General features: G+C 75.0%; 23 protein-coding genes. 10 read left to right on the top strand and 13 right to left on the bottom strand.

Annotation, left to right across the window (positions count from 1 at the left end; translation table 11 throughout):
* Window positions 1-33 precede the first annotated feature (33 nt).
* Window positions 34-696, top strand: coding sequence for a DUF4352 domain-containing protein (locus IE244_RS19805; RefSeq protein WP_191874883.1), 663 nt, complete (start codon window positions 34-36; stop codon window positions 694-696).
* A 101-nt stretch (window positions 697-797) separates the two neighbouring features.
* Here the strand turns inward: IE244_RS19805 and IE244_RS19800 are convergent, their stop codons facing one another.
* Together IE244_RS19800 and IE244_RS19795 are read right to left on the bottom strand one after the other, a co-directional pair.
* Complete coding sequence (locus tag IE244_RS19800) at window positions 798-2,780, bottom strand: HEAT repeat domain-containing protein (protein ID WP_191874882.1); 1,983 nt, start codon at window positions 2,778-2,780, stop codon at window positions 798-800.
* Between the two features lie 177 nt (window positions 2,781-2,957).
* A complete protein-coding gene (locus IE244_RS19795; RefSeq protein ID WP_191874881.1) occupies window positions 2,958-4,637 on the bottom strand; it encodes a DNA alkylation response protein in 1,680 nt (559 codons plus the stop codon).
* Window positions 4,638-4,709: 72 nt separating this feature from the next.
* Between IE244_RS19795 and IE244_RS19790 the strand changes: the two genes are divergently transcribed.
* The 4 genes from IE244_RS19790 to IE244_RS19775 all read left to right on the top strand — a co-directional run bounded on the left by IE244_RS19790 (window position 4,710) and on the right by IE244_RS19775 (window position 11,158).
* Entirely contained in the window at window positions 4,710-5,468 is a 759-nt protein-coding gene (locus IE244_RS19790; RefSeq protein WP_191874880.1) for a PaaX family transcriptional regulator C-terminal domain-containing protein, read from the top strand.
* Window positions 5,465-5,884 (top strand): DUF6221 family protein, encoded by a 420-nt coding sequence (locus tag IE244_RS19785; protein WP_191874879.1) that lies wholly within the window; start codon window positions 5,465-5,467, stop codon window positions 5,882-5,884. The genes IE244_RS19790 and IE244_RS19785 overlap by 4 nt, the downstream gene beginning before the upstream one ends.
* A gap of 304 nt (window positions 5,885-6,188) precedes the next feature.
* Entirely contained in the window at window positions 6,189-6,797 is a 609-nt protein-coding gene (locus IE244_RS19780; RefSeq protein WP_191874877.1) for a hypothetical protein, read from the top strand.
* Between the two features lie 8 nt (window positions 6,798-6,805).
* On the top strand, window positions 6,806-11,158 hold the full coding sequence (locus tag IE244_RS19775) for a cation-translocating P-type ATPase (protein ID WP_191874875.1): 4,353 nt from the start codon (window positions 6,806-6,808) through the stop codon (window positions 11,156-11,158).
* Between the two features lie 8 nt (window positions 11,159-11,166).
* Here IE244_RS19775 and IE244_RS19770 read toward each other — a convergent pair whose 3' ends face one another.
* Entirely contained in the window at window positions 11,167-12,246 is a 1,080-nt protein-coding gene (locus IE244_RS19770; RefSeq protein ID WP_191874874.1) for an NADH:flavin oxidoreductase/NADH oxidase, read from the bottom strand.
* A 130-nt stretch (window positions 12,247-12,376) separates the two neighbouring features.
* On the opposite strand from IE244_RS19770, the gene IE244_RS19765 reads away from it, so the two are divergent.
* A complete protein-coding gene (locus IE244_RS19765; RefSeq protein ID WP_229854222.1) occupies window positions 12,377-12,733 on the top strand; it encodes an ArsR/SmtB family transcription factor in 357 nt (118 codons plus the stop codon).
* Here the strand turns inward: IE244_RS19765 and IE244_RS19760 are convergent.
* Both IE244_RS19760 and IE244_RS19755 read right to left on the bottom strand, forming a co-directional pair.
* A complete protein-coding gene (locus IE244_RS19760; RefSeq protein WP_191874871.1) occupies window positions 12,650-14,041 on the bottom strand; it encodes a nucleobase:cation symporter-2 family protein in 1,392 nt (463 codons plus the stop codon). The genes IE244_RS19765 and IE244_RS19760 overlap by 84 nt on opposite strands.
* A gap of 124 nt (window positions 14,042-14,165) precedes the next feature.
* Window positions 14,166-15,500: an FAD-dependent oxidoreductase gene (locus IE244_RS19755; RefSeq protein ID WP_191874870.1), complete on the bottom strand. Its 1,335-nt coding sequence runs from the start codon at window positions 15,498-15,500 to the stop codon at window positions 14,166-14,168.
* 113 nt (window positions 15,501-15,613) lie between these two features.
* Between IE244_RS19755 and IE244_RS19750 the strand changes: the two genes are divergently transcribed.
* A complete protein-coding gene (locus IE244_RS19750) occupies window positions 15,614-16,423 on the top strand; it encodes a DUF6214 family protein (protein ID WP_308436274.1) in 810 nt (269 codons plus the stop codon).
* Window positions 16,424-16,440: 17 nt separating this feature from the next.
* Here IE244_RS19750 and IE244_RS19745 read toward each other — a convergent pair whose 3' ends face one another.
* The 5 genes from IE244_RS19745 to IE244_RS19725 all read right to left on the bottom strand — a co-directional run bounded on the left by IE244_RS19745 (window position 16,441) and on the right by IE244_RS19725 (window position 20,365).
* Entirely contained in the window at window positions 16,441-17,109 is a 669-nt protein-coding gene (locus tag IE244_RS19745) for a TetR/AcrR family transcriptional regulator (protein WP_191874868.1), read from the bottom strand.
* Window positions 17,110-17,270: 161 nt separating this feature from the next.
* Window positions 17,271-17,960, bottom strand: coding sequence for an HAD family hydrolase (locus IE244_RS19740; RefSeq protein WP_191874867.1), 690 nt, complete (start codon window positions 17,958-17,960; stop codon window positions 17,271-17,273).
* A 10-nt stretch (window positions 17,961-17,970) separates the two neighbouring features.
* Window positions 17,971-18,675, bottom strand: coding sequence for a phosphatase PAP2 family protein (locus tag IE244_RS19735; RefSeq protein WP_191874866.1), 705 nt, complete (start codon window positions 18,673-18,675; stop codon window positions 17,971-17,973).
* Between the two features lie 70 nt (window positions 18,676-18,745).
* Window positions 18,746-19,681: a M56 family metallopeptidase gene (locus IE244_RS19730; RefSeq protein ID WP_191874865.1), complete on the bottom strand. Its 936-nt coding sequence runs from the start codon at window positions 19,679-19,681 to the stop codon at window positions 18,746-18,748.
* 126 nt (window positions 19,682-19,807) lie between these two features.
* Window positions 19,808-20,365: a DUF5134 domain-containing protein gene (locus tag IE244_RS19725; RefSeq protein ID WP_191874864.1), complete on the bottom strand. Its 558-nt coding sequence runs from the start codon at window positions 20,363-20,365 to the stop codon at window positions 19,808-19,810.
* A 221-nt stretch (window positions 20,366-20,586) separates the two neighbouring features.
* Between IE244_RS19725 and IE244_RS19720 the strand changes: the two genes are divergently transcribed.
* Together IE244_RS19720 and IE244_RS19715 are read left to right on the top strand one after the other, a co-directional pair.
* A complete protein-coding gene (locus IE244_RS19720) occupies window positions 20,587-22,308 on the top strand; it encodes an FUSC family protein (RefSeq protein ID WP_191874863.1) in 1,722 nt (573 codons plus the stop codon).
* Window positions 22,305-22,913, top strand: a complete 609-nt coding sequence (locus IE244_RS19715; RefSeq protein ID WP_229854221.1) for a MarR family winged helix-turn-helix transcriptional regulator — start codon at window positions 22,305-22,307, stop codon at window positions 22,911-22,913. Before IE244_RS19720 ends, IE244_RS19715 begins: the two co-directional genes overlap by 4 nt.
* Window positions 22,914-22,923: 10 nt before the next feature.
* On the opposite strand, the gene IE244_RS19710 is transcribed toward IE244_RS19715, so the two are convergent.
* Together IE244_RS19710 and IE244_RS19705 are read right to left on the bottom strand one after the other, a co-directional pair.
* Window positions 22,924-23,976: an aldo/keto reductase gene (locus tag IE244_RS19710; RefSeq protein WP_191874862.1), complete on the bottom strand. Its 1,053-nt coding sequence runs from the start codon at window positions 23,974-23,976 to the stop codon at window positions 22,924-22,926.
* A gap of 71 nt (window positions 23,977-24,047) precedes the next feature.
* A complete protein-coding gene (locus IE244_RS19705; protein WP_191874861.1) occupies window positions 24,048-24,812 on the bottom strand; it encodes a VOC family protein in 765 nt (254 codons plus the stop codon).
* 336 nt (window positions 24,813-25,148) lie between these two features.
* Here IE244_RS19705 and IE244_RS43185 point away from each other — a divergent pair, with 336 nt between their 5' ends.
* A complete protein-coding gene (locus tag IE244_RS43185; protein ID WP_373305755.1) occupies window positions 25,149-25,748 on the top strand; it encodes a class I SAM-dependent methyltransferase in 600 nt (199 codons plus the stop codon).
* Between the two features lie 273 nt (window positions 25,749-26,021).
* Here IE244_RS43185 and IE244_RS19695 read toward each other — a convergent pair whose 3' ends face one another.
* Complete coding sequence (locus IE244_RS19695) at window positions 26,022-26,414, bottom strand: VOC family protein (RefSeq protein ID WP_031160478.1); 393 nt, start codon at window positions 26,412-26,414, stop codon at window positions 26,022-26,024.
* Window positions 26,415-26,416 lie beyond the last annotated feature (2 nt).

The following is a 26,416-nucleotide window of genomic DNA, read 5'->3' as shown; positions in this document are numbered from 1 at the left end:
CGCAAAGGCACAGCACCAAGCCCAGGGGGCCACATGAGCCAGCAGTACCCGCAGCCGCAGTCCGACGGGGGCGCCCCGCAGCAGCCAGGCTGGGCCGGCATCCAGCAACCGGGTGGGGGCGCCCCGCAGCAGCCCTGGCCTCCGCAGCAGCCGTGGGGCGCTCCGCAGCCGCCGAAGCGGCGCAGCACCGGGAAGATCGTCGGTTTCGGCTGTCTCGGTGTCGTCGCGTTCGTCGTCGTGCTCGGAGTCATCGGCGCCGCGGTCGGCGGCGGTGGAAAGAGCGAGGGCAAGGCGGCCGGGAACGGCGCCCCGGCCGCCGCCGCGTCCACGAAGCACCACGCCCCGGCCGACCCGAAGCCGGCCGGGGAGGCGCCGGTGCAGATCACCGCGAAGAAGACGGCGTTCTCGAAGAGCATCCTGGCCGACGGCGGCGACTACACCAGCGTGGTCGTCACGATCCGCGACAACGGCGCCAAGAAGGTCAGCGTGAACCCGCTGTACTTCACCGTGACCGACACCGACGGCACGAAGCACACGAGCGAACTGGGCGTCGACGACAAGCAGCTCGACACCGTGGATCTCGCTCCGGGCGAGAACATCTCCGGCACGGTCACCGGCAAGGGCACCTTCACGCCCCGGTACGTGACCTTCACCGAGGACCTGTTCGGCGACCCGGTCCGCGCGGACGTGCACTGATCCGCATCCGGCCACACGGCCCACGGCCCGTGGTCACTCCCGACCGCGGGCCGGTCGCCGTACCCGGACTCATCGGCTCGCGCGCGTGCCTGACGTGCCCCCTACATCGCCGCCAGCGAATCCCGGCACGCCCTCAGCAGTGCCTCGTCCTCCGGTATGCCCTGGCCGCCGCGGATTCCCGGGTGAGCCGGAAGGCGGCGCGGGGCGGCCAGTTCCGCGGCCACCAGGTGCCGTAACGGGGCGGCGGCCGGGCCCATCGCGGTGAGGCACCGGGCGATCGGCGCGCGGGTGTGCGGGTCGTCCGCCCAGGCCGCCCGGAACACGGGCAGGACCGGCTCGGGGTCCGCGGCGATGCGCCACAGCGCGCAGGCGGCCGAGACCCGCTCCTGCGCCGGCCACGAGCCGGCCATCCGGCGCAGCGCGGGCAGCGCGGAGCGCGCGGCCGGCCCGAGTCTGCCGAGCTGCCTGGCGGCCAGGCACCGCCGCTCCGGATCGGCGTGCGTCAACTCCCGCAGCAGGGCGGGCAGTACGGCGGCGGCGTCCTGGTGCGCCGACCAGAGCGCGCCGGCCGCCGCGGCGGCGTGCCGGGTGCCCAGCAGCGCGCGCAGCACCACTGTCGCCTGCCCGGCGGCGCCCAGCGCCTCCAGCGTCTCGACGGCCTGGCCCGCGACCGCGTCCCGTGCCCCCAGGTCGTCGGGAGCCCCCTGCAGCAGCCGCAGCACCTCGGGAACGGCTTCCTGGTCCCCCAGGCCGCCGACCGCCGCCAGCAGCGGGGCGGCGAGCCGGGCGGCGGAGGGGGAGCCCGGCGGGATCCGGCCCAGCCGGTGCCGCACCGCGTGGGCCAGAGGGGCCGCGGCGGCGCCGAGGTGGGCCAGTTCGAACCCCAGGTCCACCGGGGTGGCCAGGCCGGCCAGCAGGTGGGCCAGGGCCGGGACCGCGCGCGGATCGCCGGTCCTCGCCAGGGCCTTGAGCGGTCCGCCCAGCGTGGGACTGCCGCGCTCGAAGCGGTGCGTCCACAGGTCGGGCCGGGCACACACCAGTGCGTACAGGTCGTCCGCGGCGGGTGCGGCCAGCGCGCCCAGCTCCGACAGGACCACGACCGCCGAGTCCCGTAACCGGTCCTGCTGCGCGGTGAGTTGGGTGCCGAGCAGCCGGACCGTTCCGCTGTGGTCGCCGCGCCAGCCACGCAGCAGCGCCGCCGCCATCCACACGGCGTTGCACCGGTCCACCGGGTCCGGGCTGCTCAACTGCCCGCCGAGGAGGGCGGTCCGGTCGTCCACCCGGTCGCCGAGCGCGGTGTGCAGGGTGCGCAGCAGCCGGGAGCCCTCCTCGTCGGACGGCCGCAACCGCCGTAAGCGTCCGACGAGAGTGTCGCCGGCGGAGTGCTCCGGGACCCGGGCACGGTGCGCGGAGCGCTCCCGGAGCAACCGGACCGCCGTCGGCACGACATCGGCGGGGAGCCCGGCGGGCGCGACGAGCGCGAGCTGGCCGAGCGCGGCGAGCCGCAGCCCCGGGGCGTACGGTGGCGCGCTGTGCTCGGCCAGGAGGTCCACCGCGGCGTCGGCGTGCGCGGGGTACCGGCGGACGAACAGGCCGAGCGCCTCGGTGAGGGCGAGCAGGACACGGTCGTCCCGCTCGGCCCGCAGCCGCTGCCGTAACAGGTCCAGGACCCGCGCGGGCGCGGCCAGGAAGTGTACGAGGGCCCCGGCGGCCGCCCGGCGCACCGCGGGGTCCGGGTCCCCGGCGAGCCGGACGAAGACCTCGGCGCCCGCGCACACCGCCTCCCGTGCGCGCGGGTCCCCCTTCGCGGTCTCCGCGCCGATGCCCACCAGCAGTTCCACGACGCCGTCCCGGTCCGGCAGCTCCTCGCGGGCCACGAGCGAGAGCAGGAAAGGGACGCAGGCCAGCGTCGAGTCGTACACACATCCCTGGTGGTGCAGCGCGCCGTACATCCCGTCGAGCGCGGTCGCCCGCTCGACGGTGTCCGTGGACGCCAGGGCCCGTAACCATCCCGGCATGTCCTCCGCGGTGCCGTGCGCATGCCGCAGCGAGGCCCAGTCGACCTCGTCGATCCCCGTGAACACGTTGTCCTCCCCAGACGAGTGCCACCTGATCGCGAGTGTGCACCACGGCACCGACAACGGTACGGAAGCGCGCGCTGACTGTGTGCGATCCGTCGGCTGTCACCGGCCAGGGCGCAAGCGGCCGGCGCCCGCCCGGCGGGGGTGCGCGGCGGTCCGCGCGCCCCCGGGCGGGAGGCGTCAGTTCAGGCCGGGCAGGGCCCGCTCCAGGATCGCGTCGAGTCCGGCCCCGGCGGGCAGCGTGCCGAACGAGTGGCCCCAGTCGCCGCCCAGCCGGCTCGCGCAGAAGGCGTCCGCGACCGGGTGCGGGGCGTGCCGGACCAGCAGCGAGGCCTGGAGGGCGAGCGCCATGCGCTCGACCAGCCGGCGGGCGCCCGACTGCTGCGTTTCGGCCAACTGGTCCCTGAGCGCGGCGACGGCCGCGTCCAGCCGGGCGTCCGCCCCGCGCGCCAGGGCGAGTTCGGCGAACAGGGCCTCGGCCGTGTCCGGTTCCCGGCCGAGGGCGCGCAGCACGTCGAGCGCGTTGACGTTGCCCGAACCCTCCCAGATCGACAGCAGCGGGGCCTCCCGGTAGTGCCGGGGCATGCCGGAGTCCTCGACGTAGCCGTTGCCGCCCAGGCACTCCAGCGCCTCCGCGGTGAACGCGGGGCCCCGCTTGGTGACCCAGTACTTGCCGACCGCGGTGGCGATCCGCCGGAAGGCGCGCTCCCCGGCGTCCCCGCGCACCGCCCGGTCCGCGGCCCCGGCCAGCCGCAGCGTGAGCGTCGTCGCCGCCTCCGACTCCAGCGCGAGATCGGCCAGGACGTTGCGCATCAGCGGCTGGTCGATCAGCCGGGCTCCGAACGCGCTGCGGTACCGGGCGTGGTGGCCCGCCTCGACCAGCGTCTTGCGCATCAGGGTCGCCGAGGACATCACACAGTCCAGCCGGGTGCAGTTGACCATCTCGATGATGGTCTTCACGCCCCGCCCCTCCGGACCGACCAGCCAGGCCACCGTCCGGTCGAACTCCGGCTCCGAGGAGGCGTTGGACCGGTTGCCCAACTTGTCCTTCAGGCGCTGGATGCGGAAGGTGTTGCGGCTGCCGTCGGGCAGCACGCGCGGCACCAGGAAGCAGGACAGCCCGCCCGGAGCCTGTGCCAGCACCAGGAAGACGTCGCACATCGGCGCCGACGTGAACCACTTGTGCCCGTGCAGCGTGTACACGCCGGGCTCCCCGGTGGGCGTGGCCGCGGTGGTGTTCGTCCGGACGTCCGACCCGCCCTGCTTCTCGGTCATGCCCATCCCGGCGAGCAGCCCCGGCTTCTCGGCCGGCACGCGCAGCCCGGGGTCGTACTCCCGGCTGGTGAGCAGCGGCTCGTACACCTTGGCCAGATCCGGCTGGGCACGCAGCGCGGGCACGGCGGCGTACGTCATCGACGTCGGGCAGCCGTGGCCGGCCTCCGTGTGTCCCCACACCAGGCCGCCCGCGGTACGGGCCACATGGGCGCCGGGCCGCTCGTCCGCCCAGGGCGCGCCGGCCAGGCCCTCGGCGACCGCCGTGCGCATCAGGTGGTGCCAGCTGGGGTGGAACTCGACCTCGTCGACGCGGTGGCCGTAACGGTCGTGGGTGCGCAGCACCGGCTCGTACCGGTTCGCCAGTTCGCCCCATTCCTGCGCCTCCGCGCTGCCGGCGCGCGCACCGAGGCGGCGGACGCCGTCCTCGGCCCAGCCGGCGCCCTCCCTGCGCAGCCCCTCCAGCAGGGCGGGGTCGTCGGAGGCGTCGTACGGGGCCAGCGGCGGGGGCTGGTTGGTGACGTCGTGTGTGGCGGACGGCGGCTGCGGCGGTGACGGCGCGGGCGACTGGGCGGGAATCGAGACCATGGGAGCATGTTGCACTCTTCCTGCGGCCGCAGCAATGATGCAACAGGGAGGTCGCACGTACAGTACGTGCCCATGCGCATGAACGTCCCGCCCGAGCCGGCGGAGGCAGGCCTGCGACCGCTGTCCGCGCGCTCGGTCGTACTGAGCCTGCTCCTCGGCGCACACCCGGCGGAGCTGCCGGTGAAGGACCTGGTCCGGCTGGTGGAGCCCTTCGGCGTCGGCGGATCCACGCTGCGGGCCGCGCTGAGCCGGATGGTCAGCGCGGGGGACCTGCGCCGTACCGATGCCGTCTACCGGCTCAGCGACCGGCTGCTGGCGCGCCAGCTGCGCCAGGACGAGGCGCTGCGGCCCGCCACGCGTGCGTGGGAGGGCGACTGGGAGATGGTGGTGATCACGGCGACCGGCCGCGGACCCGCCGAACGCGCCGAACTGCGCACCCGGCTGACCGCCCTGCGGCTGGCCGAACTCCGCGAGGGCGTGTGGCTGCGCCCGGCCAACCTCGCGCGCGGTCTGCCCGATCTGCTGCACTCCGTGGCCCGCACGTACACCGCGCGACCCGACGAGCCCGGGCAGGATCTGGTCGCCCGGCTCTGGCCGCTGGACGCCTGGTCCGCCACCGCGCGGAGCCTGCTCGCCGGCACGGCGGCCGCCCGGCACCCCGCGGACCGCCTCACCGCCTACGCCGCGGCCGTACGCCACCTGCTCACCGACCCCGTCCTGCCGCCCGCGCTCCTGCCCGCCGACTGGCCGGGGGAGGCCCTGCGCACGGCCTACGCCGGCTATCAGCGGGAGCTGGCCGCCTCGGTGGGGCCGGGGGAGCGTGCCGCATGACGGCGGGGGCCCTCGAACGGTTCCTGCGGGACCGGTTCCAGGAGGAGGAGCAGGTGGCCCGCCACGCGGTCACCGCTGCGCCAGGCGCCGTCTGGGGCGTCATGGCGGACCACATCGAGCAGGTGCTCACCTCCCGGCACCGCGGGACCACGCACACGCCCCTGGTGCAGTTCGGCGCCGAGGACCCGGTGCGGCTGCTGACCCATGTGGCGCGTCATGATCCGGCGCGTGTCCTGCGGAACGTCGAGGCGGGGCGTGCCCTGCTCGCGGAGCACCGGCCGACGGACGACGGCCGGTGCCGCACCTGTGCCACGGCCGCCGACGGAGGCCCGCCCCGCGCTCCCTGCGCCACCCTCCGCCTGCTCGCCCTGCCGTTCGCGGGGCATCCCGGGTACGACGAGGCGTGGCGTCCGTAGCCGGCCGTTTCGTGTGTGCGGGGGGTGTGAGTCGGCCGTGCGGCGGTTGTGGGCGGGGGCGCGACCGGCTCCGTGCGTCGCGTTCCGTGTGCTCGCTCTGTCGTTCGGGGGGATCTCGGGTACGACGAGGTCGTGGCGTTCCTGGCCGCGTGCGTACGCGCCGGCCGTGGCGCGGCGGGTGGCGCGGGTGAGGTTCGCGGGGTTACCTGGGAGGGAGCGGGCCCTCCGGGCGGAAACGGGGGATGACCAGCGCGGTGGCGGGCACTCGGTGGGGCACGTAAGGCGAAGTCACCCGAGGAGAGTCATGGCTGAGCAGAAGTCGTCGTCGGCCCTCACGGCGCCGCTGCGCGGCGCGGCCTCGGTCCTGCGCAGGGTGCCCGGCGCAGGGATGGTGAGCAGGGCCGCCGAGGAGACGCTGGACAAGGTCGGCGCGGTGTCGCCCCGGGGCCGGCGCATCGCGGTGTACGCGGGAGCCGGAGTGCTCGGTGCGGCGGGCGTGGTGGAGTGGCCGGTGGCCGTCACGGGCGCGGCGGTGGCCTGGCTCACCCAGCCCCGGCCCACGCATCCGGCCGTGAGCGGGGCCGGGCAGGGTCCCGAGCCCGCTCATGATCTCGGCACCGCAGCCCTCAGGTCCGGCCACGGCGCCGGGAAACGGGAGGCCGGCGGAGCGGGGAGCGGGCCCGGCGGCACCCGCGCCGCCGTCTGGGACGCGGCCACCGGAGCGTCGGGCGGGTCCGGTGCCACGGCTGCCGAGGTTTCCCCTGGTGAGCGGACGTCCGGCGGCGGCCGGACGCACGGAAGCAGCAAGCCGACCGGTGGCGCCCGGACCACACGCGGCACCGGCGACCCGGCGGGCAAGCCGTCCGCCGGTCCGCTCGGTCCCACGGCGCGGCCCGACCGCACCACGCTCTGAGGAGGGCCATGGTGGCCGGACTGCTGACGATGCCCTCGGCCGCCGCACGGCTGCTGCCCGCCGCACCACGACTGCTGGCGCGGGCGGCCGCGCCGGTGGTCGGGGCGGCCGCCGGTGCCGCCGCGGGAACGGCCCGCGCCGGAGTGCGCGGCGCGGACGCCGCCGTACGGGTGGCCCGGGTCGCCCGCAACGCCGTACCCGGCACCGACGACCACTGGCGGGCCGGCGCCCGTGCCCATCTGGCCCTGCGCCCCGCGGAGCAGGAGCACGCGCGGCACGCGGGCGGCACGGCCCACCTGGCGCGCCGGGTGGCCGAGGCGCTGGCGGAGCGGCCCGACGTGCTCGTCGCCTACTGGGACCAGGGGCTCGCGCGCCTGGTGGTGACGGCGACCGGCGAGGAGGCCGCCGACCAGATCCTGGAACACGCCGCCGAGCTGGCCGAGCGGCACGGACTGCTGCTGTCCGCCGACGACGTGGAGGAGACCACACATCCCGCCGACCCGGCCGGGGTGCGCGCCGCCGTGGCCACGCTCGCCGCCGACGCGGTGGGCATCGGCGCAGCGCTCACCGCCTACTCGCTGCGGCTGCCGCCGTCCCCCCGCCTGATGACCGCGGTGGTGACGCTGCTGCGGGAGAACCCCCGCTTTCGCGCCTGGCTGCGCACCCGGCTGGGCGACGCACGCATGGATCTCGTGCTGGCCGGCGCGAACGCCGCTGTGCACGGCGCCGGGCAGACCCCCACCTCACTCGTGCTCGACGGCGTCCTGCGGGCCTGCCAGGTGGCCGAGACGGTGGCCCGCGCCGCCGCCTTCGACACGGTGCACGACCAGTTGTGCACGCCCGGCCGCGTCAGCCTCCCGGCCGACGGCGCCGCTCGTCCGCCGCTGCGCGAGTCCCCCGCCCAGGAGTACGCCGCCCACGCCTCCGCGGGCAGCGTGCTGGGCGCGGCGGCCACCCTCCTGGTCAAGCACGACGGCAGCGAGGCGGCGGAGGCGGTCCTCGCCGGTTCGCCGAAGGCCGCCCGCTACGGCCCCGCCGCCTTCCACGCCGTCCTGAGCGCCGCGCTCGCCCGCACCGGCGTACTGGTGCGCTCCCCGGACCGGCTGCGCCAGCTGGAGATGGCCGGCACGGTCGTCCTGCACCCCAGCGTGCTGCGCACCGACGACGGTGAGGCCGACCCGTGGGCCGAACCGGTCCTGGACGCGGCCCGCCGGGCAGGGCTGCGGGTGATACTCGTGGACGACCCGGCCCTGGAGGACTTCACCGGCCTCGCCGACCAGGTCGTGGACGCGCGCCGGCCGCTGGACGACGTGGTGTACCAGGAGCGCGGCGACGCGGGCGCGGTGCTCGCGGTCGCCCGGGTGCGCTCCGCCGACGAGCACGAGGTCCTGGCCGGGCTACGCGCCGCCGACATCGCCCTCGCCCTGACCGACCGCGACGGCGCGGTGGTGTGGGGCGCGGACATCCTGGCCCTGCACGGGCTGCCCGACGTGTGGCGCGTACTCACCGCGATACCGGCCGCCCGCATGGTGGGACGGCACGCCCAGACGCTGGCCCGCTCCGGCGCCGCGCTGTCCGGGCTGCTCGTGGCCGTCGGCGAGTCGGGCGGCGGCCACGGACGCCTCGCCGCGCTGCCCGGGATGCGGCACGCCCCCGTCGACGCCGGTGCCGCGTCGGCCCTCATCTCCGGGATCAGGGCCGCGCTCGGAGTGGCGGCGGCCCGCCCCCCGCACCCGCGTCCGCGCGTGCACTGGCACGAGCTGGACCCCGAGCAGGCCAGGGAGCGGCTGGAGCGCGAACCGGCCGTCGAGAGCACCGCGTTCGAGGGGCTGACCGCCCCCGCGCGCAAGGCCGTCGCCAGGGCCGCCCGGCATCCGCTCGCCGTGCCCGTGCGCTGGTCCTACCGGCTCGGCGGGGCCGTACGCGGCGAACTCCACGACCCGCTCACCCCGGTCCTCGCCGTCGGGTCGGCGGCGTCCGCGCTCCTCGGCTCGGTCGTGGACGCGCTGCTCGTCGTCGGCGCCCTCGACCTGAACGCCCTGGTCGGCGGCATCCAGCGGCTGCGGGCCGAACGGGCGCTGTCCGGACTGGTCGCCGATCAGCAGCAGAAGGCGCGCGTCGTGCCGCCGGAGGCGGAGGCTCCGGCCGGGGGCACGCGCACCGTGGACGCGGGCAAGCTGCACCCGGGGGACGTGATCCAGCTGAAGGCGGACGACGTGGTGCCCGCCGATGCCCGGCTGATGTGGCAGGACGGTCTGGAGGTCGACGAGTCGGCGCTGACCGGAGAGTCGCTGCCGGTGGAGAAGCAGACGGACCCGACCCCGCACGCCCCGGTCGCCGACCGGCGCTGCATGGTCTTCGAGGGCACGACCGTGGTGGCGGGCCAGGCCCGGGCCGTCGTGGTCGACATCGGTGAGCGCACGGAGGCCGCCCGCGCCGTGCACCTGGCCGCCCGCGTGCCGCCGGCCGGCGGCGTCCAGGCCCGGCTGCAGGAACTCACCCGCAAGGCCCTGCCGTTGACCCTGGCGGGCGGCGCCGCGGTCACCGGACTGGCACTGGTGCGCGGCACCCGCATCCGGGAGGCGGTCAGCGGTGGCGTGGCGGTGGCCGTTGCCGCCGTACCGGAAGGGCTGCCGCTGGTGGCCACGGTCGCGCAGCTGGCCGCGGCCCGCCGGCTGAGCCGCGGCGGCGTCCTCGTCCGCACTCCGCGCACCCTGGAGGCGCTGGGGCGCATGGACACCATCTGCTTCGACAAGACCGGCACGCTCACCGAGAACCGGCTGCGGCTGGTGCGCACCTGCGACGCCGAGGGCACGGTCCGCGCGGTGGACGACACCGGGTCCGCCGGTATCGTCCGGGCCGCCGCACACGCCTGTCCGCGGCTCAACGGCGGAGGCGACCGTCCGGTGCACGCGACCGACGAGGCCGTGCTGGCCGCGGCCGGTGACGACCCGGCCTGGACACAGCTCGCGGGCCTGCCCTTCGAGGCCGCGCGCGGGTACGCCGCCGCCGTCGGCCGCAGCGGGGACGGCCCTCCCGTGCTGGTGGTCAAAGGCGCCCCGGAGACCGTCCTGCCCGCCTGCGCCGGCCTTCCGGAGCACGCCTCGGAGGGGGCCCAGGCGCTGGCGGCGGACGGCCTGCGGGTGCTGGCGGTGGCCCAACGCCGCCTCGGCACGCGTGAAGAGGAGGCCGACGTCCTCGAACAGCCGCTGCGCGAGCTGGAGTTCACCGGCCTGCTGGCCCTGTCCGACGTCCCGCGCGAGACGTCCACGGCGCTGGTGGAGGGGCTGAACAAGGCGGGCGTACGACCGGTCATGCTCACCGGCGACCATCCGCAGACCGCCCGGGCCATCGCCGCCGATCTGGGCTGGCCCGAGGACACCGTCGTGGTCACCGGTGACGAGCTGGCCGCGGCGGACCGGGCGGCCAGGGCCCGGATCCTGCGGGACGCGGGCGTGGTGGCCCGGGTGGCGCCCGAGCAGAAGCTCCAGGTCGTCGAGTCGCTGCGGGACGCCGGCCGGGTCGTCGGCATGGTGGGCGACGGGGCCAACGACGCCGCGGCCATCCGGGCCGCCGACATCGGCGTCGGTATCAGCGCGCGCGGCTCGGCCGCCGCGCGCAACGCCGCCGACATCGTCCTCACCGACGAGGACCTGACGGTCCTGATCGACGCGGTCGGCGAGGGCCGGGCGCTGTGGCACAGCGTGGCCGACGCCATCGCGATCCTGATCGGCGGCAACGCGGGCGAGGTCGGGTTCGGCATCCTCGGCACGCTGCTGTCAGGCCGGGCGCCGCTGTCCACCCGGCAGATGCTCATGGTGAACCTCTTCACCGACCTCTTCCCGTCGATGGCGGTGGCGGTGACCGAGAAGGACGGCGAGCCGGGTTTCCCGCGTCCCCGGCGCGCGGCGCCGGCGGACGAGGAGCCGGGCGGCGTACGCGCCCGCAGCGCATCGCCCGAGGACGCCTCCGCCGTGCTCGGGGCGCCCCTGCTGCGGCAGATCCGGCACCGCGCGCTGACCACCTGCCTGGGCGCGCTGACGGCCTGGCTCATCGGCCGCTTCACGCCGGGCACCGTGCGCCGTTCCGGCACCATGGCGCTGTGCGGGGTGGTCGGCACCCAGCTCGTGCAGACGTGGCTGGACCGGCGCGACAGCCGCCTGGTGCAGATCACCTGCCTGGGCTCCGCCGCGGCGCTGGTCGCGGCGGTGCAGACCCCGGGTGTCAGCCACGCGGTCGGGTGCACCCCGCTCGGCCCGGTCGGCTGGGCCGGAGTGCTGGTGGCGATCGCCCTGGCCCTGGCGGGACAGCGGGTGCTGCCCCGCCTGGAGGAGACGGTCGGCCGGCTGCTGCCGGGCTGACCGGGACCTCAGACCGACCGGTGGTACTGGTTGGGCACGTGGACCTCGCCGCCCAGTTCGCGGGCCGCGTGCCGGGCCCAGGACGGGTTGCGCAGCAGCTCGCGGCCCAGCAGCACGGCGTCGGCCTCGCCGTTCGTCACGATCTTCTCGGCCTGTCCGGCCTCGGTGATCAGCCCCACGGCCGCGACGCGCAGGGGCGCCTCGGCCTTCACCCGGGCGGCGAACGGCACCTGGTACCCGGGGCCGGTCGGAATGGTCACGCCGGAGGCGTTGCCGCCGGTGGAGACGTCGAGCAGGTCGACGCCGTGGGCGTGCAGGTCGTGCGCGAAGCGGACCGTGTCCTCCGTGGTCCAGCCGCCGTCCTGGAGCCAGTCGGTGGCCGAGACGCGGAAGAACACCGGCTTGTCCTTGGGCCACACCTCCCGTACGGCGTCCACGACCGCGAGGGCGAACCGCGTGCGGTTCTCGTACGAGCCGCCGTACGCGTCGGTGCGGTGGTTGGAGTGCGGGGACAGGAACTCGTTGATCAGGTAGCCGTGGGCTCCGTGGATCTCGGCGATCTCGAAGCCGGCGGCGAGCGCCCGGCGGGCCGCGCCGGCGAACTGGCCCACCACCTCCTCGATCTGGTCCACGGTCAGCTCGGTGGGCACGGGGTGGCGCTCGTCGAAGGGCACCGCGCTCGGGGCGAGCGGCTGCCAGCCACGCTCCTGCGGTCCCACCGGCGCACCGCCCTTCCAGGGCTGGTCCGTCGACGCCTTGCGGCCACCGTGGGCGAGCTGGATCGCCGGCACCGTGCCCTGGGCGGTGAGGAAGCGGGTGATCCGGCGGAAGGCATCCACCTGGGTGTCGTTCCACAGGCCGAGGTCGTAGGGGGAGATCCGGCCCTCCGGCGAGACCGCGGTGGCCTCCACGATCACCAGTCCGGTGCCGCCCGTGGCACGCGCCGCGTAGTGCGCGAAGTGCCAGTCGTGCGGAGCGCCCGCGAGCGGACCCTCCGGCTCGGCCGAGTACTGGCACATCGGGGGCATCCACACCCGGTTGGGGATGGTCACTTCACGCAGCGTGATGGGCTCGAAGAGCGCGCTCACGACGGACTCCATTCGTCACGGGACCGCTGACGCCTCGTACGATAGACCTCGTACTACGATGAGTGTCAAACTACGATGCTTCTCGTATCATGGGGGCAGCCGAGGAGATCCGCGACGAAGGGCAGCCGCCGTGACCGACACCGCCACCACCGGCCGAGCGCTGCCGCACCCGGAGCCCGAGGAGATCCGGCTGGAGTCCGTGCTGCACGCGCTCTCCGACCCGATGCGGCTGCGGATCGTACGCGAACTGGCCGCGGACGAGGCCGAGTTGAGCTGCTCGCACTTCGATCTGCCGGTGACCAAGTCCACCACCACGCACCACTTCCGGGTGCTGCGCCAGAGCGGGGTCATCCGGCAGGTCTACCAGGGCACCGCCAAGATGAACGGCCTGCGCCGGGACGATCTAGACGGACTCTTCCCGGGGCTCCTCGACAGCCTCCTGGCCGCCGCCGACCGGCAGGCCGGCCGACTCGGCGACCGCAGCTGAACCCGCCTTCGCCGGGCGGTGGTTGAAAAGCAGGTTCAGCACGATCGCGGACAGACAGCCCGCGCTGATCCCGCTGTTCATGACCGTCTGGAACCAGTCCGGGAACTTCTCGTAGACCGTCGGTACCCCCACCGGCAGCAAGCCGATCGCCACCGACACGGCCACCACGGTCGGATTGCTGTTGCCGTGGAAGTCCACCCGGGCCAGCGTACGCAGCCCGCTCGCCGCGACGGTGCCGAACATGACCAGACCCGCGCCGCCCAGCACCGGCGCGGGGACCGCCGCGACCACCGCGCCCAGCTTGGGCAGCAGGCCGAGCAGCACGAGGAACCCGCCGGCCGTCGCGACCACCCAGCGGCTGCGCACCCGCGTCATGCCGACCAGGCCCACGTTCTGCGCGTACGCGGTGTACGGGAAGGTGTTGAACACTCCGCCCAGCACGGTCGACAGACCGTCCGCCCGCAGCCCGTCGGCGAGCGTGCGCGGCCGCACCTCGCGTCCGGTCAGCTCGCCCACGGCGATCAGGTCACCCGTCGTCTCGGTCATCGTCACCAGCGCCACGACCAGCATGGACACGATCGCCGACACCTTGAACCGCGGCGCCCCGAAGTGGAAGGGCGTGCTGATCCCCACCCAGTCGGCGCGCCCGACGCCGCTGAAGTCGGTGAAGTGGAAGGGCACGGCTACCGCGAGACCGACCGCGATGCCGGTCAGTACGGCGACCCGGCCGAGCCAGACGGGCCCGAACCGCTGCACGGCCAGCACCACGAGCAGCACGAAGCCGGCCAGCGCCAGGTTCCGCGGCGCGCCGAAATCCTTCGTGCCGGCACCGCCCGCCGCCCAGTTGCCCGCGACCGGCAGCAGCGAGAGCCCGATGACCAGGATCACCGTGCCGGTCACCAGGGGCGGGAAGAAGCGCAGCAGCCTGCCGAAGACCGGCGCGAGCAACATGATCGCCAGGCCTGCGACGATCACCGAGCCGTAGACCGCGGGCAGGCCGCCGCCCGTCGTCCCGATGAGCACCATCGGCGACACGGCCGCGAACGTACAGCCCTGCATGATCGGCAGCCGGACCCCGAACCGCCAGACGCCGACGCACTGGATCAGCGTGGCGATCCCGCACACCAGCAGGTCGGCGGTGATGAGATAGGCCAGGTCGGCGGGCGACAGCCGCATCGCGCCGCCCACGATCAGCGGCACGGCGACGGCACCGGCGTACATCGCGAGCACGTGCTGCAGCCCGAAGGCGGCCAACTGCCGTACCGGTGGTATCTCGTCGACGGGGTGGACGTCTGCGGTCGTGGTCATGGGGACTCCGTCAGCGGCGGGGGAGGGGCATCCGAACAGGACGAGACCGTAAGGGCCTTGAACAGTTTGTTGATTTCCGGTCTGTTGCCGGTGTGTGTCATGCCCCGGCGGCCCGGCCGTGGCGCTACGCCGACCGGGCCGCCGTGAGCAGCGCGTCCCAGTCGGCCAGCTTGACCACGCTGCGCCCCAGCCGCGCGCCCAGCGCGGCCTCGGCCCGCTCGATCGCCTGCCATCCCGCCCAGGGCACGGGCTCGGCACCGGCCGCGCGCAGCGCCGTCACCGGATCCTCCGGCAGCTGCCTGGCGAGCAGCGCGGGAGCGTCCGCGAGCAGGGTCGTCACCGTCTCCTTGGCGCAGGGCCGGTTGGTGCCGATGACACCCGTCGGGCCGCGCTTGATCCATCCCGCCACGTACTCAGCCGGGCAGGGGACCCCGTCGCGTACGACACGCCCCGCCGTGTTCGGCACCGTTCCGCTCGCCGCGTCGAACGGCAGCCCGTCCAGCGGCACCCCGCGATAGCCCACCGAGCGCAGCACCAGCTGGGCGGGCACGTCCTCGAACCGGCCGGTGCCCGTCACCCCGCCGTACCCGTCCGGCGCCGTCCGTTCGAAGCGCACGGCGCCCACCCGGCCGCCGTCCGCGAGCAGCTCCACGGGGCGCAGGAAGAAGCGCAGGCCGATGCGGCGGGCGGTGTCGGCCGGGGGCCGGGCGGCCCAGTCACGCAGCACCTCCAGATTGCGCCGCTGAACGGCGGGCAGCGCCGTGGGATCGGCCGGATCCAGCGCCAGGTCGGCCGGGTCGACGGTGACATCGGTACCGGGCAGCGCTCCCAGCTCGCGCAGCTCCTTGGTGGTGAAGCGGGCCTGTGCGGGTCCGCGCCGGCCCACCATGTGCACCTCGGCGATGCCGCTCGCCGCCAGCGCGTCCAGCGCGGCCTGCGGGATGTCCGTCGGGCGCAGCTCCGCGGCGCCGCGGACCAGCATCCGTGTCACGTCCACCGCCACATTGCCCACGCCGATGACCACGGCCGACCGCACTCCGCGCAGGAAACCCGCGTCGGCCGCGTCCGGATGCGCGCTGTACCAGGCCACGAAGTCGGTCGCGGACCAGCTGCCCGGCAACTCCTCGCCCGGGATCCCGAGCCGGCGGTCGGTGGCGGCGCCCACGCAGTACACGACCGCGTGATAGAGCTCCCGCAGCCGTTCCACCGGCAGTCCGCCGGGTCCGCCCACCCGGACCCCGCCGAGGAAGCGCACCCGCTCGTGCTCCAGCACCGCTCTGAGGCTGCCCTGCAGGGACTTGATCTTCTCGTGGTCCGGAGCGACCCCGTAACGGACCAGGCCGTAGGGGCACGGCAGCCGGTCCAGGACGTCCACGCACACTCCCGGGTCCCGCTGAACCAGGGTCTGCGCGGTGTAACACCCGCTCGGCCCCGAACCGACGACGGCGACACGCAGCACAGCGGTACTCCTTGCCCGAAGGAGGGGTGTGCGGACGGTTCCAGCATGGCATCCCCCGGCCCGTGACGGCAGGGGCCGGCGGGGTGACGCCGACGCGTGTCCGTTCGTATGGAATGCGATCATGCGGTTACGTTGCGTGTGTGCTAGAAGCATCCTTTCTTGATCTTTCTGATCGGAACGCGGAGGACGGCGCGGTGTCCGTGTGGCCCGCGTGGAAGGTGCGGGAGCACGGCGGCACCACCTCCTGGTACCAGGTCCTGCTGGCCTTCCCCGACGGCGCCCGGGTCGACGCCCTCGCCGTCCTGCGCGACGGACGCGTCTCCATCGAGGACGTCAGCGCCCAACCGGCCCTGTCCCTCGCCGACCTGACGGTGCTCGCGGACTGGATCGAGGGCCCCCTGTTCGCGTCGTGCGGGGTGCCGGCGGAGCGGTCGTACGAGGGTGACGCCGGCCGGCGGCCGAAGGAGCGTCAGGAACCGGAAGACCGCCCCGCGGCCTCCGCACCAAAGGACGCTGACCAGGTGCGGGGGTGCGAGCCGGGAGCCGTCGGCGCGGGGTCCGAGGCGGGAGCCGCCGACACGCGCTGTGAGCCGGTGGCCGCCGGCGCGGTGCGTGCACGGGAAGCCGGCAGCGCGGTCCGAGCACGGGAAGCCGACAGCGCGGTGTGCGCACCGCAGACCGACGGCAAGTCGGAGAACGCGCCGGGCGACGCGGGGCCGCGCCGCGCCCGGCCGGTCTGGCCGCGGGGCAACGCGGGCCGGCGGCTGGTCGCGCAGGAGTACCGCGCCGCCCAGAAGCAGGGCTTCGATCCGGTGCTCGCCGTGATGAGCGCGACCGGACACAGCCGTCGCCGCTCCCTCCGACTGATCGCCCAGGCGCGGGACGCGGGCTACCTGACGCCCCGCCACGTGCGCCGCCACTGAGACGCGTTGCCGCCTGCTCAGGGGTGGCTCGGGCGCTCCTCCGTGGCGAAGAACCGGGACAGGTCCTGCTCCCGCGTCTCCTCGTCCGCCACGCTGTCCGGCGGTACCCCCGAGTCCCAGTCGAGGCCGTACCGCTGGAACAGTTCGGCCCGCAGCGCCGGCACGGGCATCGGCACCCCCGGGACCAGCACCGCGTACACCGCGCCCATCAACAGGGCCCGCAGCATCGGATAGTCGGCGGCGACGTCCTCGGAGCCGTACCGGGCGACGGTGTCGCTGAGCAGCTCCGACAGCCGGCGCTGCTCGGGGCACTGCACGAACCCCTCCGCCTGCAGCAGTCCCGCCATGTGCTGGCGCATCAGCACGGGCCGGTCGCGGGCCAGTCCCAGGATCGCGTCGATCGCCCGGGCGAGCCGTTCCCGGCCGTCCTCGGTGCGCGGCTCCCGCTCCAGTGCCTCCTCCAGCGTGCGGTGCATGAGCCGGTGCACGGCGGACTGCACCAACTGGCGCTTGCCGGGGAAGTAGTACGACACCAGTCCGCGTGCCGAACCGGCCCGGTCCGCGATGTCGCCCAGTGTGGTGGCCTCGAAACCACGCTCGTCGACCAGTTCCACGGCGGCCTGCAACAGCCGCTCCCGGGAACGTCGCCGCAACTCTTCATTGACCGAGGCGCTGCGCGGGGACATCCTGTAACTCCTGCGTTGACTGGCTGCCAGCCAACTATACTCATCGCAGGGGGCACCGCCATGCGCGGGCCCTGCCCAGGGCTGCCGTCCGCCTGGGGCGACGCGGGGGATCGTCTCAGGCGGCCGGCCCGGCAACGAGTCGGCCGCTTCCTCCCCGGGCCTCAGCCCACCAGGTCCAGCACCGGGAGCAGCGCGCCCGGCCGGTCCGTCACGGGCAGGTGGTCGACGAAGTGCACCCGGCAGCCGAGCGTGGCCGCTCCGCCGTCCGCCTCCCTGCTGTCGCCGACCATCAGCACCTCCCGCGGATCGGCACCCAGCGCCGCACAGGCGACCGAGAACAGCCGCGGGTCCGGCTTCTGCACGCCGTGCTCGTACGACAGCACATAGGCGTCCACATACGGGTCGAGCCCGTGCGCGCGGAACACCGGGCGCAGATCCCAGCCGACGTTGCTGACCACGCCGACACGGATCCCGCGTTCGCGCAGTGAGCGCAGCACCTCGGCGGCGTCCGGGTACGGGGCCCATGCCGCGGGGGTCATGTGGCGGGCGTAGAGCGCGTCGTGCAGCCCGGGGTCGGGCAGCGTCACCCGCCGGGACAGGCCCGTGTAGGCGGCCCGGTGCAGCTCCGCGCTCTCGTCCCGCACCGCCCAGACCTCGGCCAGTTCCTCCGGAAGCTCCACCGGGTCCGCGCCGCCCGCGAGCGCACCGGCCTCCTCCAAGGCCCGTGCTGCGTCCAGCAGTTCCGGCTCGGGCAGGGTGTGTCCCGTCTCGGCCAGCACCGCGCGCAGCCAGGACTCGGTGGACTCGATGCGGAACAGCGTCCCGGAGAAATCGAACAATACGCCAGTCATGCGACCGACCCTATCGAGGTCCGCCTGCAGGTGTGCAGGGACGCCGTCGTCGTGGCCACTCGTGCACCACCACGGCGAGTGCCACCACCAATGCCCCGAACAGCCAGCCGCCGAGCACGTCCGACGGCCAGTGGACGCCCAGCCACACACGGGTGACGCCCACGCCCAGCACCGAGACCACGGCCGCCGTCAGAGCCGTACGCCGGCGGACGCGGCCCCCGCCGAAGCGGTGCGGCAGCCACAGCAGCAGTCCGCAGGCCACGGTGGCCGTCATGGCGTGGCCGGAAGGGAAGGCCGCGTAGTGGGCGGAGTCGACGGGATCCGGCCACACCGGACGCGGCCGGCCGACGGCGTCCTTGACCGTCTGCTGCACGATCGCCGCCAGGGCCACGGTGGCCGCCAGCCACAGCGCCGTCCACCAGGCGGCGTACCGCCACACCAGCCACACCGCGGCGGCCGCGCACACCAGGCGCATCGTCAGCGGGCCCCAGACCCAGTCCGTCAGCACCCGGAAGACCTGCGTGACGGCACGGTCGCGGACCGCCCAGCGGTGGGTCGTACGGGACAAGTCGCCGTCCGCGGCGAGCAGCGGGTGCCAGTGGACGGCGACCAGGATCGTCAGCAGCCCGCAGCACACGCCGAGGGCGGCGGCGAGGAGGGCGGCGGTGCGCAGGTGCCGTGGGCGGGGCCGGGGCGGGGCGGGGCCGTGACGCATACCGCGATCCTTGTCGATCGGGCGCCGCGGGGCCACCAGCCGCCCGGTGCGGCCGAGCGTGCCGGCGGGCTCAGCCCAGGGCCCGCAGGCCGGGCACCAGGGCCACCAGCACCGGGATCACCGGCACCAGCGCCGCGACCGCGGTCAGGCGCAGCCGGCGCAGTGCGGGGAGCCGGTCCGGGGGAGTCAGCAGTCGGTGCACACGCTGCGGCACATGGGCCTGCGGGGTGGGGCAGGGCCCGAACACGCCCCGCTCCTCGTTGAGTTCGACCAGCGCCAGCGCAGTCGTCAGCCGGCCGAAGCGCCGGGAGGCCATGTCGTCGGCGGCGAGCTCGACCAGTCGGTGCATCTCGTCGCGGAACGCGGCGAACACCGGCACCTGCGGGAATCCCGCCGCCAGCGCCGCCGAACAGTGCAGCAGCCAGTCGTGGCGGGCCTGCGCATGGCCCTGCTCATGGGCGAGGAGCGCGTCCAGTTGACGCCCCTTCAGGCGGCGCAGCGCGGCCGTCGTGATGACCAGCCGGGGTGCCGTACCGGGCAGCCACCAGGCGTCGGGCCGCTCGCCCTCCAGCACCACGAGCCGGCCGCTCGCCGGCTCCTCGCCCGGCAACAGCGGGGCCCGTACGAAGAGTTCGGCCCGGCGCGCGCGCCGCGGGGCGCGGGCCAGTACGACCTCGCGGACCAGCATCGCGAGGCTCCAGAAGCCGCCCGCGGCGAGCAGGACGGCGGTGGCCGCCGCCCACGGGCCTGCCGTGCCCAGGGCGTAGGCGTCCACGACGGCACGCGGCGCCCGGCCGAACACCTGCCCGCGCACCGCCTGCCAGGCCGCCGACGCGCTGAGCGTCATCGACAGCAGACAGCACAGCAGGACGGCCGCCACGACGCACTGCCACACCCAGAGGGCGACGACCGGCTCACGGTCCGGCCAGTCGGCCCGGGCGAGCAGCCGCGGGGCGACGACGGCGGTCAGGGCGCCGAGCAGCAGCAGGGTCACGGGGACCATCATGGTCAGCACCCTATGAGCGCGAGACCGCTCACGGGTACGGTCCGCGGCGTCGAAGTGACGCAGACAACGCACGCCCGGACGCTCGCTCACCTCCCCAGGAGCGCCGTACCCGCCCGCGGGGCCCGCTCACATGGCGAGCAGCATGGTGACCATCCCGATCCCCATGGACAGCCGGCAGGCCCGCGCCAGCTCCGGCCGGTCCCCCCAGCGGGCCGGGCCGCCGCCGCCCCCGGCCACCACGGCGGCGGCCGGCACCAGGCGGGCGCCGGCGAGCAGCACGTACGCCGTGAAGTACGCGAGCAGCGCGCCGGTCAGCAACGGCACCCCGGTGCCGCCGTGTGCGTGGTGCGCCTCCGGCGGAGCCAAGGCCATCACCACCGCCATGTAGACCATCGCCGCCGCGCCCACGAGGTGGTGCAGATGATGCGGGGCGGTGCGCGCGGCCCACAGTGCGCGCACCGCCGCCGCGCCGAACACGGCTGCGTACAGCGGCCACGCCCACCGCGGCGGGGTGAACACCGCCGCCGGTACGGCCATCACGGCCATGCCGAAGCCCATGAGTGCCTCGCCCCCCGCGGACCGGCGCTGCTCCTCGACACCGCTGCGCATCCGCAGCAGGCAGTAGACGCCGGTCGCGGCGCACAGCGCGACCAGCAGCCACGCTGCCGACACCGGTCCGTGCACGCGCACCTCCCCGCTCGACGGTGGGTTCGAGGGATGCGATGCCCACGTCATGCGGAGCGCACGCGAGCGCAAGGGTGTACACGGGGAGCACTCGGCGGAGCACGGCAGGTGAACGCGCCTCCCGGAAGAAGCCGGGCGAAGAATCCGGCGATGGAGTCGGCGAAGGAGCCGGCGAGAGCCCGGGAAATTTTACGAGTAAAACACATGTTAAATTGAATGCCATGAGCAGCGCGACCCTCCATCGACTTCCCCTCGCCGGAGTGCTCCGCCTCGGGCGGCCCTCCGACATCTGGTTCAAGCCCGCGCTGAGCGTGGTCGCCGCGGTCGCCCCGCCCAACCTGATCCTGCTGGCCCTCGGCCGCCTCGACCTCGCGATGTACACGATGGCCGGATCGCTGTGCGCGCTCTACGGCCACAACCGGCCCTACGCCGCCCGCGCCCGCGTTCTCGCGGGGGTCGTGCTCGGCATGGTCGGCGGCCTGGCCGTCGCCCTGCTCGCCGCGTCGCTCACCGCCGATCCCGTCGTGCTGGTCACCGTCGGCGCCGTGATGGCGGCCGTCCAGAAGGCCGCGTGCGACGCCACCCGCCTCGGACCGCCCGCCCACGTCGTGCTGACCTTCATCAGCTCCGCCTCGCTGTTCGCGCCGCAGACCCTCGCCCAGGTGCCCGCCCACCTCGGGCTGGCCCTGACGGCCGGCGTCTGGGCCTGGCTGGTGGGCATGGCGCCCGGACTGCTCCGCCCGCACGGCCCCGAGCGCCGCGCCACCGCCCAGGCCCTGAACGCCGCCGCCGGATACGCCGACACGCGCGGCACCGGCGACGGTCATGCCCGGGCCCGGGCCTCGGCCGCCGCCGCGGTCCACGCCGCCTGGCAGTCGCTGCTCGCCGCGGGCGCCCGGCCCGACCGCACCCGGCGCGCCCTGGAACGGCTCCTCGTCCGCGCCGAGGTCGCCCTCGCCGCCCCCGCCGACACCGATCCCGCACGGCTGCGCGCATGGGCCCGCGCGCTGCGCGGCACCGGCCGGATCCCGCGCGTCGGCGCCACGGCCGAGGCCGCCGGTGAACTCCTCGGCGTGGACGCCGAACTCGACCTGCCCCGAAGGCCGTTGCGGCACCGCCTGGCCCCCCTCACCCCCCTCACCCCCCTCGCGGTGCGCACCGCGACCGGCTGCGCCCTGGCCGGCTACGCCTCCCTCGCGCTCGGGGTCGGGCGTCCCTACTGGGCGCTGGTCACCGCGGCCTCCCTCCACCAGGCCAACGTCACGCTCACCTGGAGCCGCGCCATCCAGCGCGTGGTCGGCAACGTCGTCGGCGTGTTCCTCTTCGCCGCGCTCGTCCCGCTCGCCCATCTCCACCCGGCCGTCCTGGTGCTGTGCACCCTGGCCCTCAACTTCGGCGCGGAGGCGCTGATCGGCCGCAACTACTGGCTGGGCACCGTCTGCGTCACCCCGATGGCCCTGCTCGTCACCGAGTTCGCCCGCGCCCAGGACCCGGCCGAGCTGATCACCGAGCGGGTCGCGGACACCCTCGTCGGCGCGCTGGCCGGCTTCGTCGCGGCCGTCGCCGTCACCAACCGGCGCGCGGGCGACCGCCTCGAACACGCGTCGACCACCGCGGAACGCGCCCGCGAGAACGCCGCCCGGCTGCTGGCCGAGCCGCACCCGGCACCCGGTGCCCTGGAGTCCGCCCGCCGCACCCTCGCCGCGGCCCTCGTCGATCTGCGCGCCACGGCCGACGCCGCGTCCGGCGAGTGGTGGCAGCGCGCCCTGCCCGAGGAGCGGGTCGTACTCGCCGAGCGGTCCGGACACCGTACGCTCGCGGCGACGGTACGACGCCAGGGGCTCGTACCGTGGAACCATGACCAGGCTCAGGCCCCGGGCCGGCATCAGGACGACGGCAGGGACCGGGACCAGGGCAGGACGACGGAGGACATACGGCCATGACGGCGACGAACGGCGCACGGACGCCGGCGCAGGACACGGCCGGCACGGACACCGCCGGCGGCACGGACACCGCCCCCGGCGCGGGCACCCGCACCGCCGGCCGTCATGACACCGTCGCCACCGTGGTCCGGCAGTGGCAGGCCGTTCACCCCGAGCTGGACACCGGGCCCATGGAGGTCATCGGCCGGATCAACCGCTGCGCCGCGTTGCTCCAGCAGGCGGAGGACGCGCCGCTGCGCCGGGCCGAGCTCAGCCGTCCCGAGTTCGACCTGCTGGGGGCGCTGCGCCGCACCGGACACGAGCTGACCCCAGGGGAGCTGGCCCGGGAGACCTTCTCCTCCGGGGCCGCCGTCACCAAGCGGGTCAAGCAGCTGACCGAGCGCGGTCTGGTCGAGCGGCGAGGCGACACCCGCGACCGCCGCGTCGCCCACCTCCGTCTCACCGACGCCGGCCGCGACCTGGTCGACGGCATCCTCCCGGACCAACTCGCCTACGAGACCGCCGTACTGTCGGTGCTGACCCCCGACGGTCAGGGAGAACTCGCCGGCCTGCTCGCCGAGTTGCTCAGCCGCCTGGAAGGCCACATGGGCGCACTGCGCGCCTAGGAGCGCGCGCCTACAGCACGTCGTGCGCCGTACGACGGTGGGTGGACCGGCGGTCCTCGATGTCCGGCCAGCGGTCGCCGTACACGTTGCGCGTGACGGGCGGCTCGCGCAGGAAGTCGTGCGGGAAGCCCAGCGGGACCGCGCTCACCTCGTCCAGCCGCTTCACCGCTTCCTCGTCCAGCCGCACCCCGGTGCTCGCGAGGTTGTCCGCCAACTGCTCCGGCCTGGTGGCGGAGATGATCGGTACGACGTTCCCGGGACGGCCCAGCAGCCAGGCCAGAGCCACCTGCGCCGGGCTCCAGCCGCCCTGCTCGGCGACGTCCAGGACCACACCGATGACATCCTCCTCCCACGCCTTCGGCCGCTCTCCCAGCACGTCCAGCCGGCCCCGCTCCCCGCGCCGGTACTTCCCCGTGAGCCTGCCCGCCGCCAGCGGAGCCCAGGCGAACACGGCGAGATCGAACGCCCGGGCCTGGGGGAGCAGTTCCCGCTCCGGCGTGCGCTCCAGCAGGCTGTACCGCAGCTGCGAACCGGCGAAGCTCGTCCAACCCCGCATTTCGGCAAGGGTGTTGGCCTGGGCGATCTCCCAGGCCGGCCAGTCCGACACGCCCACGTAGAGCACCTTGCCGGCCCGCACGGCGTCGTCCAGGGCACGCATCACCTCCTCCACCGGCGTGAAGTTGTCCCGGGCGTGCACCCACAGCACGTCGAGCCGGTCGGTGCGCAGCCGCCGCAGGCTCTCCTCGACCGACCGCACCAGGTTCTTGCGGTGGTTGCCCGCGGCGTTGGGGTCGCCGTCGCGGGTGCCGCAGGTGTACTTGCTCGCCAGCACGAACCGGTCGCGGCGCCCGGACAGCAGTTCGCCGAGGATCCGCTCGGAACTGCCCGAGGTGTAGTTGTTCGCGGTGTCGACGACGTTGCCGCCCGCGTCGGCGTAGGTGTCGAGGATCCGGGCGCTGGTCGCCTTGTCGGCACCCCAGTCCACGTCGTCCCCGAAGGTCATCGTGCCGAGCGCCAGCTCGCTGACGCGCAGACCGGTCCGTCCGAACAGTGTGTACCGCACGTGTGCTTCCCTTTCGGCAGGTGGTGTCTGCGACGCTAGGAGCTGGAGTGCTCTCCAAGGCAAGCGTCCGCTCAGCCCTCCGCACCGGCCCGGTGCACGCCGAACGCCGCGCCCTGCGGATCCCGCAGCACCGCGATGCGCGGGCCGTCCGGCACCGAGACGGGCGCCAGCACGACGGCACCGCCCGCCCGCTCCGCGATCCCGGCCGTCGCGTCCACGTCCTCCACCGCGAAGTACGGCAGCCAGTGCGGCGCCACCTCGGGCGGGAACCGGTCGCCCATGTCCGCCATACCGCCGAAGTCCTCGCCGTCGACTCCCCACTGCGTGTACCACGGCGAGGCGTTGACGCTCCAGCCGAACACCGTGGTGTAGAAGTCCCGGGCCCGCTCGGTGTGCCGGGTCGCCAGCTCCACCCAGCCGAGCGTGCCGGGCGCGTCGAACAGCCCGGCGCCCGGGAAGGACCGCGCCTGCCACAGCTGGAACACCGCGCCCGTCGGATCGAGGGCCACCGCGAACCGGCCCACGTCGAACACGTCCATCGGGCCGAGGACCACCGTCCCGCCGGCCTCCTCCACGCGTCGCACGGCGGCGTCCGCGTCGGCCACCGCGAAGGAGACGTTCCACGCCACCGGCTGGGACTCCTGGTACAGCGGGGTGAGCGCGGCGACCGCCGCGTCCCCCAGGTGCGCCACCGTGTATCCGCCCGCCTCCTGGCGGGGATCGGTCTGCGGCCGCCACCCGAACAGCTCGGTGTAGAACCGCTTGGCGCCCTCCAGATCACTGGTCCCCAGCTCGGTCCAGCACGGTCCGCCGGTCACCGGCTTGTCGAACTTCATGGCGGTTCCTTCATGACGGTTCCTCCCGGCCGGGGCGGACTGCCGCCCCGCACAGAGGCCTCTCCCGCACGCTAACCCCGGCTTCCCGCCCCGGCTATCCGGGACGGCCCCGCGGGCGCGGGACATCACTTGCCGGAGGGGAACGCGGTGCACAAGGGATCCGGCCCTGGAGCCCGTGGACACCACGGCACCCTCGTCGGCCGGGGAGACCGCCGAGTACCACGGACGTGACCGGGAGGACGCCCGGCTGCGCGCGGGCGCCGGCCGCCGGAGTGCTGGCGCACCCAGGACGTCCTGCGCAGGATCCTGCCGCCCGCTCCGGCCCGGATCCTCGGCGTGGGCGGCGGCAGCGGCGCGCACGCCGAGTGGCTCGCCGCCGGCGGCCACGACGTGGAACTCCTCGACCGGGTACCCGGGCACGTCGCACGGGCGGCACCGCTGCCGGGCGCGCGGGCCCGCCACGGCGGCGCCCACGCCCTGGACGTGCCGGACGCGTCCGTGGACGTCGTACTGCTCCTCGGGCCGCTCCACCACCTGCCGGAGCGTGCCGACCGGGTCCGGGCCCTCGCCCAGGCACGGCGGGTGGCACGGCCCGCAGGTCTCGTCGTCGCCGCGATCAACCGGTGCGCGGGACTGCACGACACCCTCGCCAGGGGCATGTACGTCGACGCCGCGGCCGGGGACGGGCGGCTGCGGCCCGGCCGCGCCCCGGAGGCGCCCGCCGCGGCCCGGCCCGAGGTGCCCGCCCCGCCCTGGTCGGACGCGCCCGCCCCGATCCCGCCGGACGTGCCCGCCCGGGCGCCGACAGCCCGGTCATCAGGCCGGCCGGCTCTCCCACCGCCCGCTCGATCCGCCCCGGGAGCAAGGCGATGTCCACCACGGCGTACTTCCCCGCGCCAAAGGACGTCCCCGCCGAGTTCGCGGACGCCGGCCTGACACCGCACGCGCGGTACGGCCTCGAAGGCGCGGCCTGGCTGACGGGCGACATCGCGTCCTGGCTCGACCCGCCGCGCCGGACGCCGGTCCTGGGGGCGTTGCGGCGGACCGAGTCCGTGCCCTCGCTGCGCGGCGTCAGCGGCCACCTGCTCACCACCGGGACCAGACCCGGACGGGGCGGGCCGCCAGGGGGTGTCGTCTGGATCGTTCCGGTGTCACCAGGTCTGCCAGTCCGTACTGTTCGTCACGGCCGGCCTGATCCGAACGGCACCCCTAGGTCCCCGGCCGGTACCGCAGCGGATGGTCCGCGGGGACCTCCACCAGCGCGATGCGGGTGCCGTCCGGGTCGGCGATCCACATCTCGACCAGGCCCCACGGCTCCTTCACGGGCGGCCGGACGACCGGGACGCCCTTCGCCCGCAACTCCTCGTGCGCGGCCGTCACGTCGTCCACCTGCAACCACAGCCGGACCGCGGGCGACGGGGGCGTCTCGGACCTGCCCGAGACCTCCAGGAAGCCGCCGCCGAGGAAGTAGACCGTCCCGCGCTCGGGGCCCGTACCGAACTCGCGGTAGACGGCGAGCCCCAGCTGCCCGCCGTAGAAGGCCCTGGAGCGCTCGGGGTCGGTGGGGGTGAGCAGGGTCCGGCTGCTGAGTACGTGCACCATGC

Source organism: Streptomyces filipinensis (assembly GCF_014649495.1).
In the GTDB taxonomy this organism is placed as follows: domain Bacteria; phylum Actinomycetota; class Actinomycetes; order Streptomycetales; family Streptomycetaceae; genus Streptomyces; species Streptomyces filipinensis.
This window is presented reverse-complemented; position numbering and strand designations above follow the sequence as displayed.

Excerpts from the sequence above, each read along its gene's own strand:
- IE244_RS19760 (WP_191874871.1), bottom strand. The coding sequence starts at position 14,041 with ATGACCACGACCGCAGACGTCCACCCCGTCGACGAGATACCACCGGTA.
- IE244_RS19720 (WP_191874863.1), top strand. The coding sequence starts at position 20,587 with ATGAGCAGCGCGACCCTCCATCGACTTCCCCTCGCCGGAGTGCTCCGC.
- IE244_RS19785 (WP_191874879.1), top strand. The coding sequence starts at position 5,465 with ATGACGGCGGGGGCCCTCGAACGGTTCCTGCGGGACCGGTTCCAGGAG.
- IE244_RS19775 (WP_191874875.1), top strand. The coding sequence starts at position 6,806 with ATGGTGGCCGGACTGCTGACGATGCCCTCGGCCGCCGCACGGCTGCTG.
- IE244_RS19695 (WP_031160478.1), bottom strand. The coding sequence starts at position 26,414 with ATGGTGCACGTACTCAGCAGCCGGACCCTGCTCACCCCCACCGACCCC.
- IE244_RS19795 (WP_191874881.1), bottom strand. The coding sequence starts at position 4,637 with ATGGTCTCGATTCCCGCCCAGTCGCCCGCGCCGTCACCGCCGCAGCCG.
- IE244_RS19780 (WP_191874877.1), top strand. The coding sequence starts at position 6,189 with ATGGCTGAGCAGAAGTCGTCGTCGGCCCTCACGGCGCCGCTGCGCGGC.
- IE244_RS19805 (WP_191874883.1), top strand. The coding sequence starts at position 34 with ATGAGCCAGCAGTACCCGCAGCCGCAGTCCGACGGGGGCGCCCCGCAG.
- IE244_RS19750 (WP_308436274.1), top strand. The coding sequence starts at position 15,614 with ATGCGATCATGCGGTTACGTTGCGTGTGTGCTAGAAGCATCCTTTCTT.
- IE244_RS19705 (WP_191874861.1), bottom strand. The coding sequence starts at position 24,812 with ATGAAGTTCGACAAGCCGGTGACCGGCGGACCGTGCTGGACCGAGCTG.
- IE244_RS19735 (WP_191874866.1), bottom strand. The coding sequence starts at position 18,675 with ATGCGTCACGGCCCCGCCCCGCCCCGGCCCCGCCCACGGCACCTGCGC.
- IE244_RS19715 (WP_229854221.1), top strand. The coding sequence starts at position 22,305 with ATGACGGCGACGAACGGCGCACGGACGCCGGCGCAGGACACGGCCGGC.
- IE244_RS19730 (WP_191874865.1), bottom strand. The coding sequence starts at position 19,681 with ATGATGGTCCCCGTGACCCTGCTGCTGCTCGGCGCCCTGACCGCCGTC.
- IE244_RS19790 (WP_191874880.1), top strand. The coding sequence starts at position 4,710 with ATGCGCATGAACGTCCCGCCCGAGCCGGCGGAGGCAGGCCTGCGACCG.
- IE244_RS19740 (WP_191874867.1), bottom strand. The coding sequence starts at position 17,960 with ATGACTGGCGTATTGTTCGATTTCTCCGGGACGCTGTTCCGCATCGAG.
- IE244_RS19745 (WP_191874868.1), bottom strand. The coding sequence starts at position 17,109 with ATGTCCCCGCGCAGCGCCTCGGTCAATGAAGAGTTGCGGCGACGTTCC.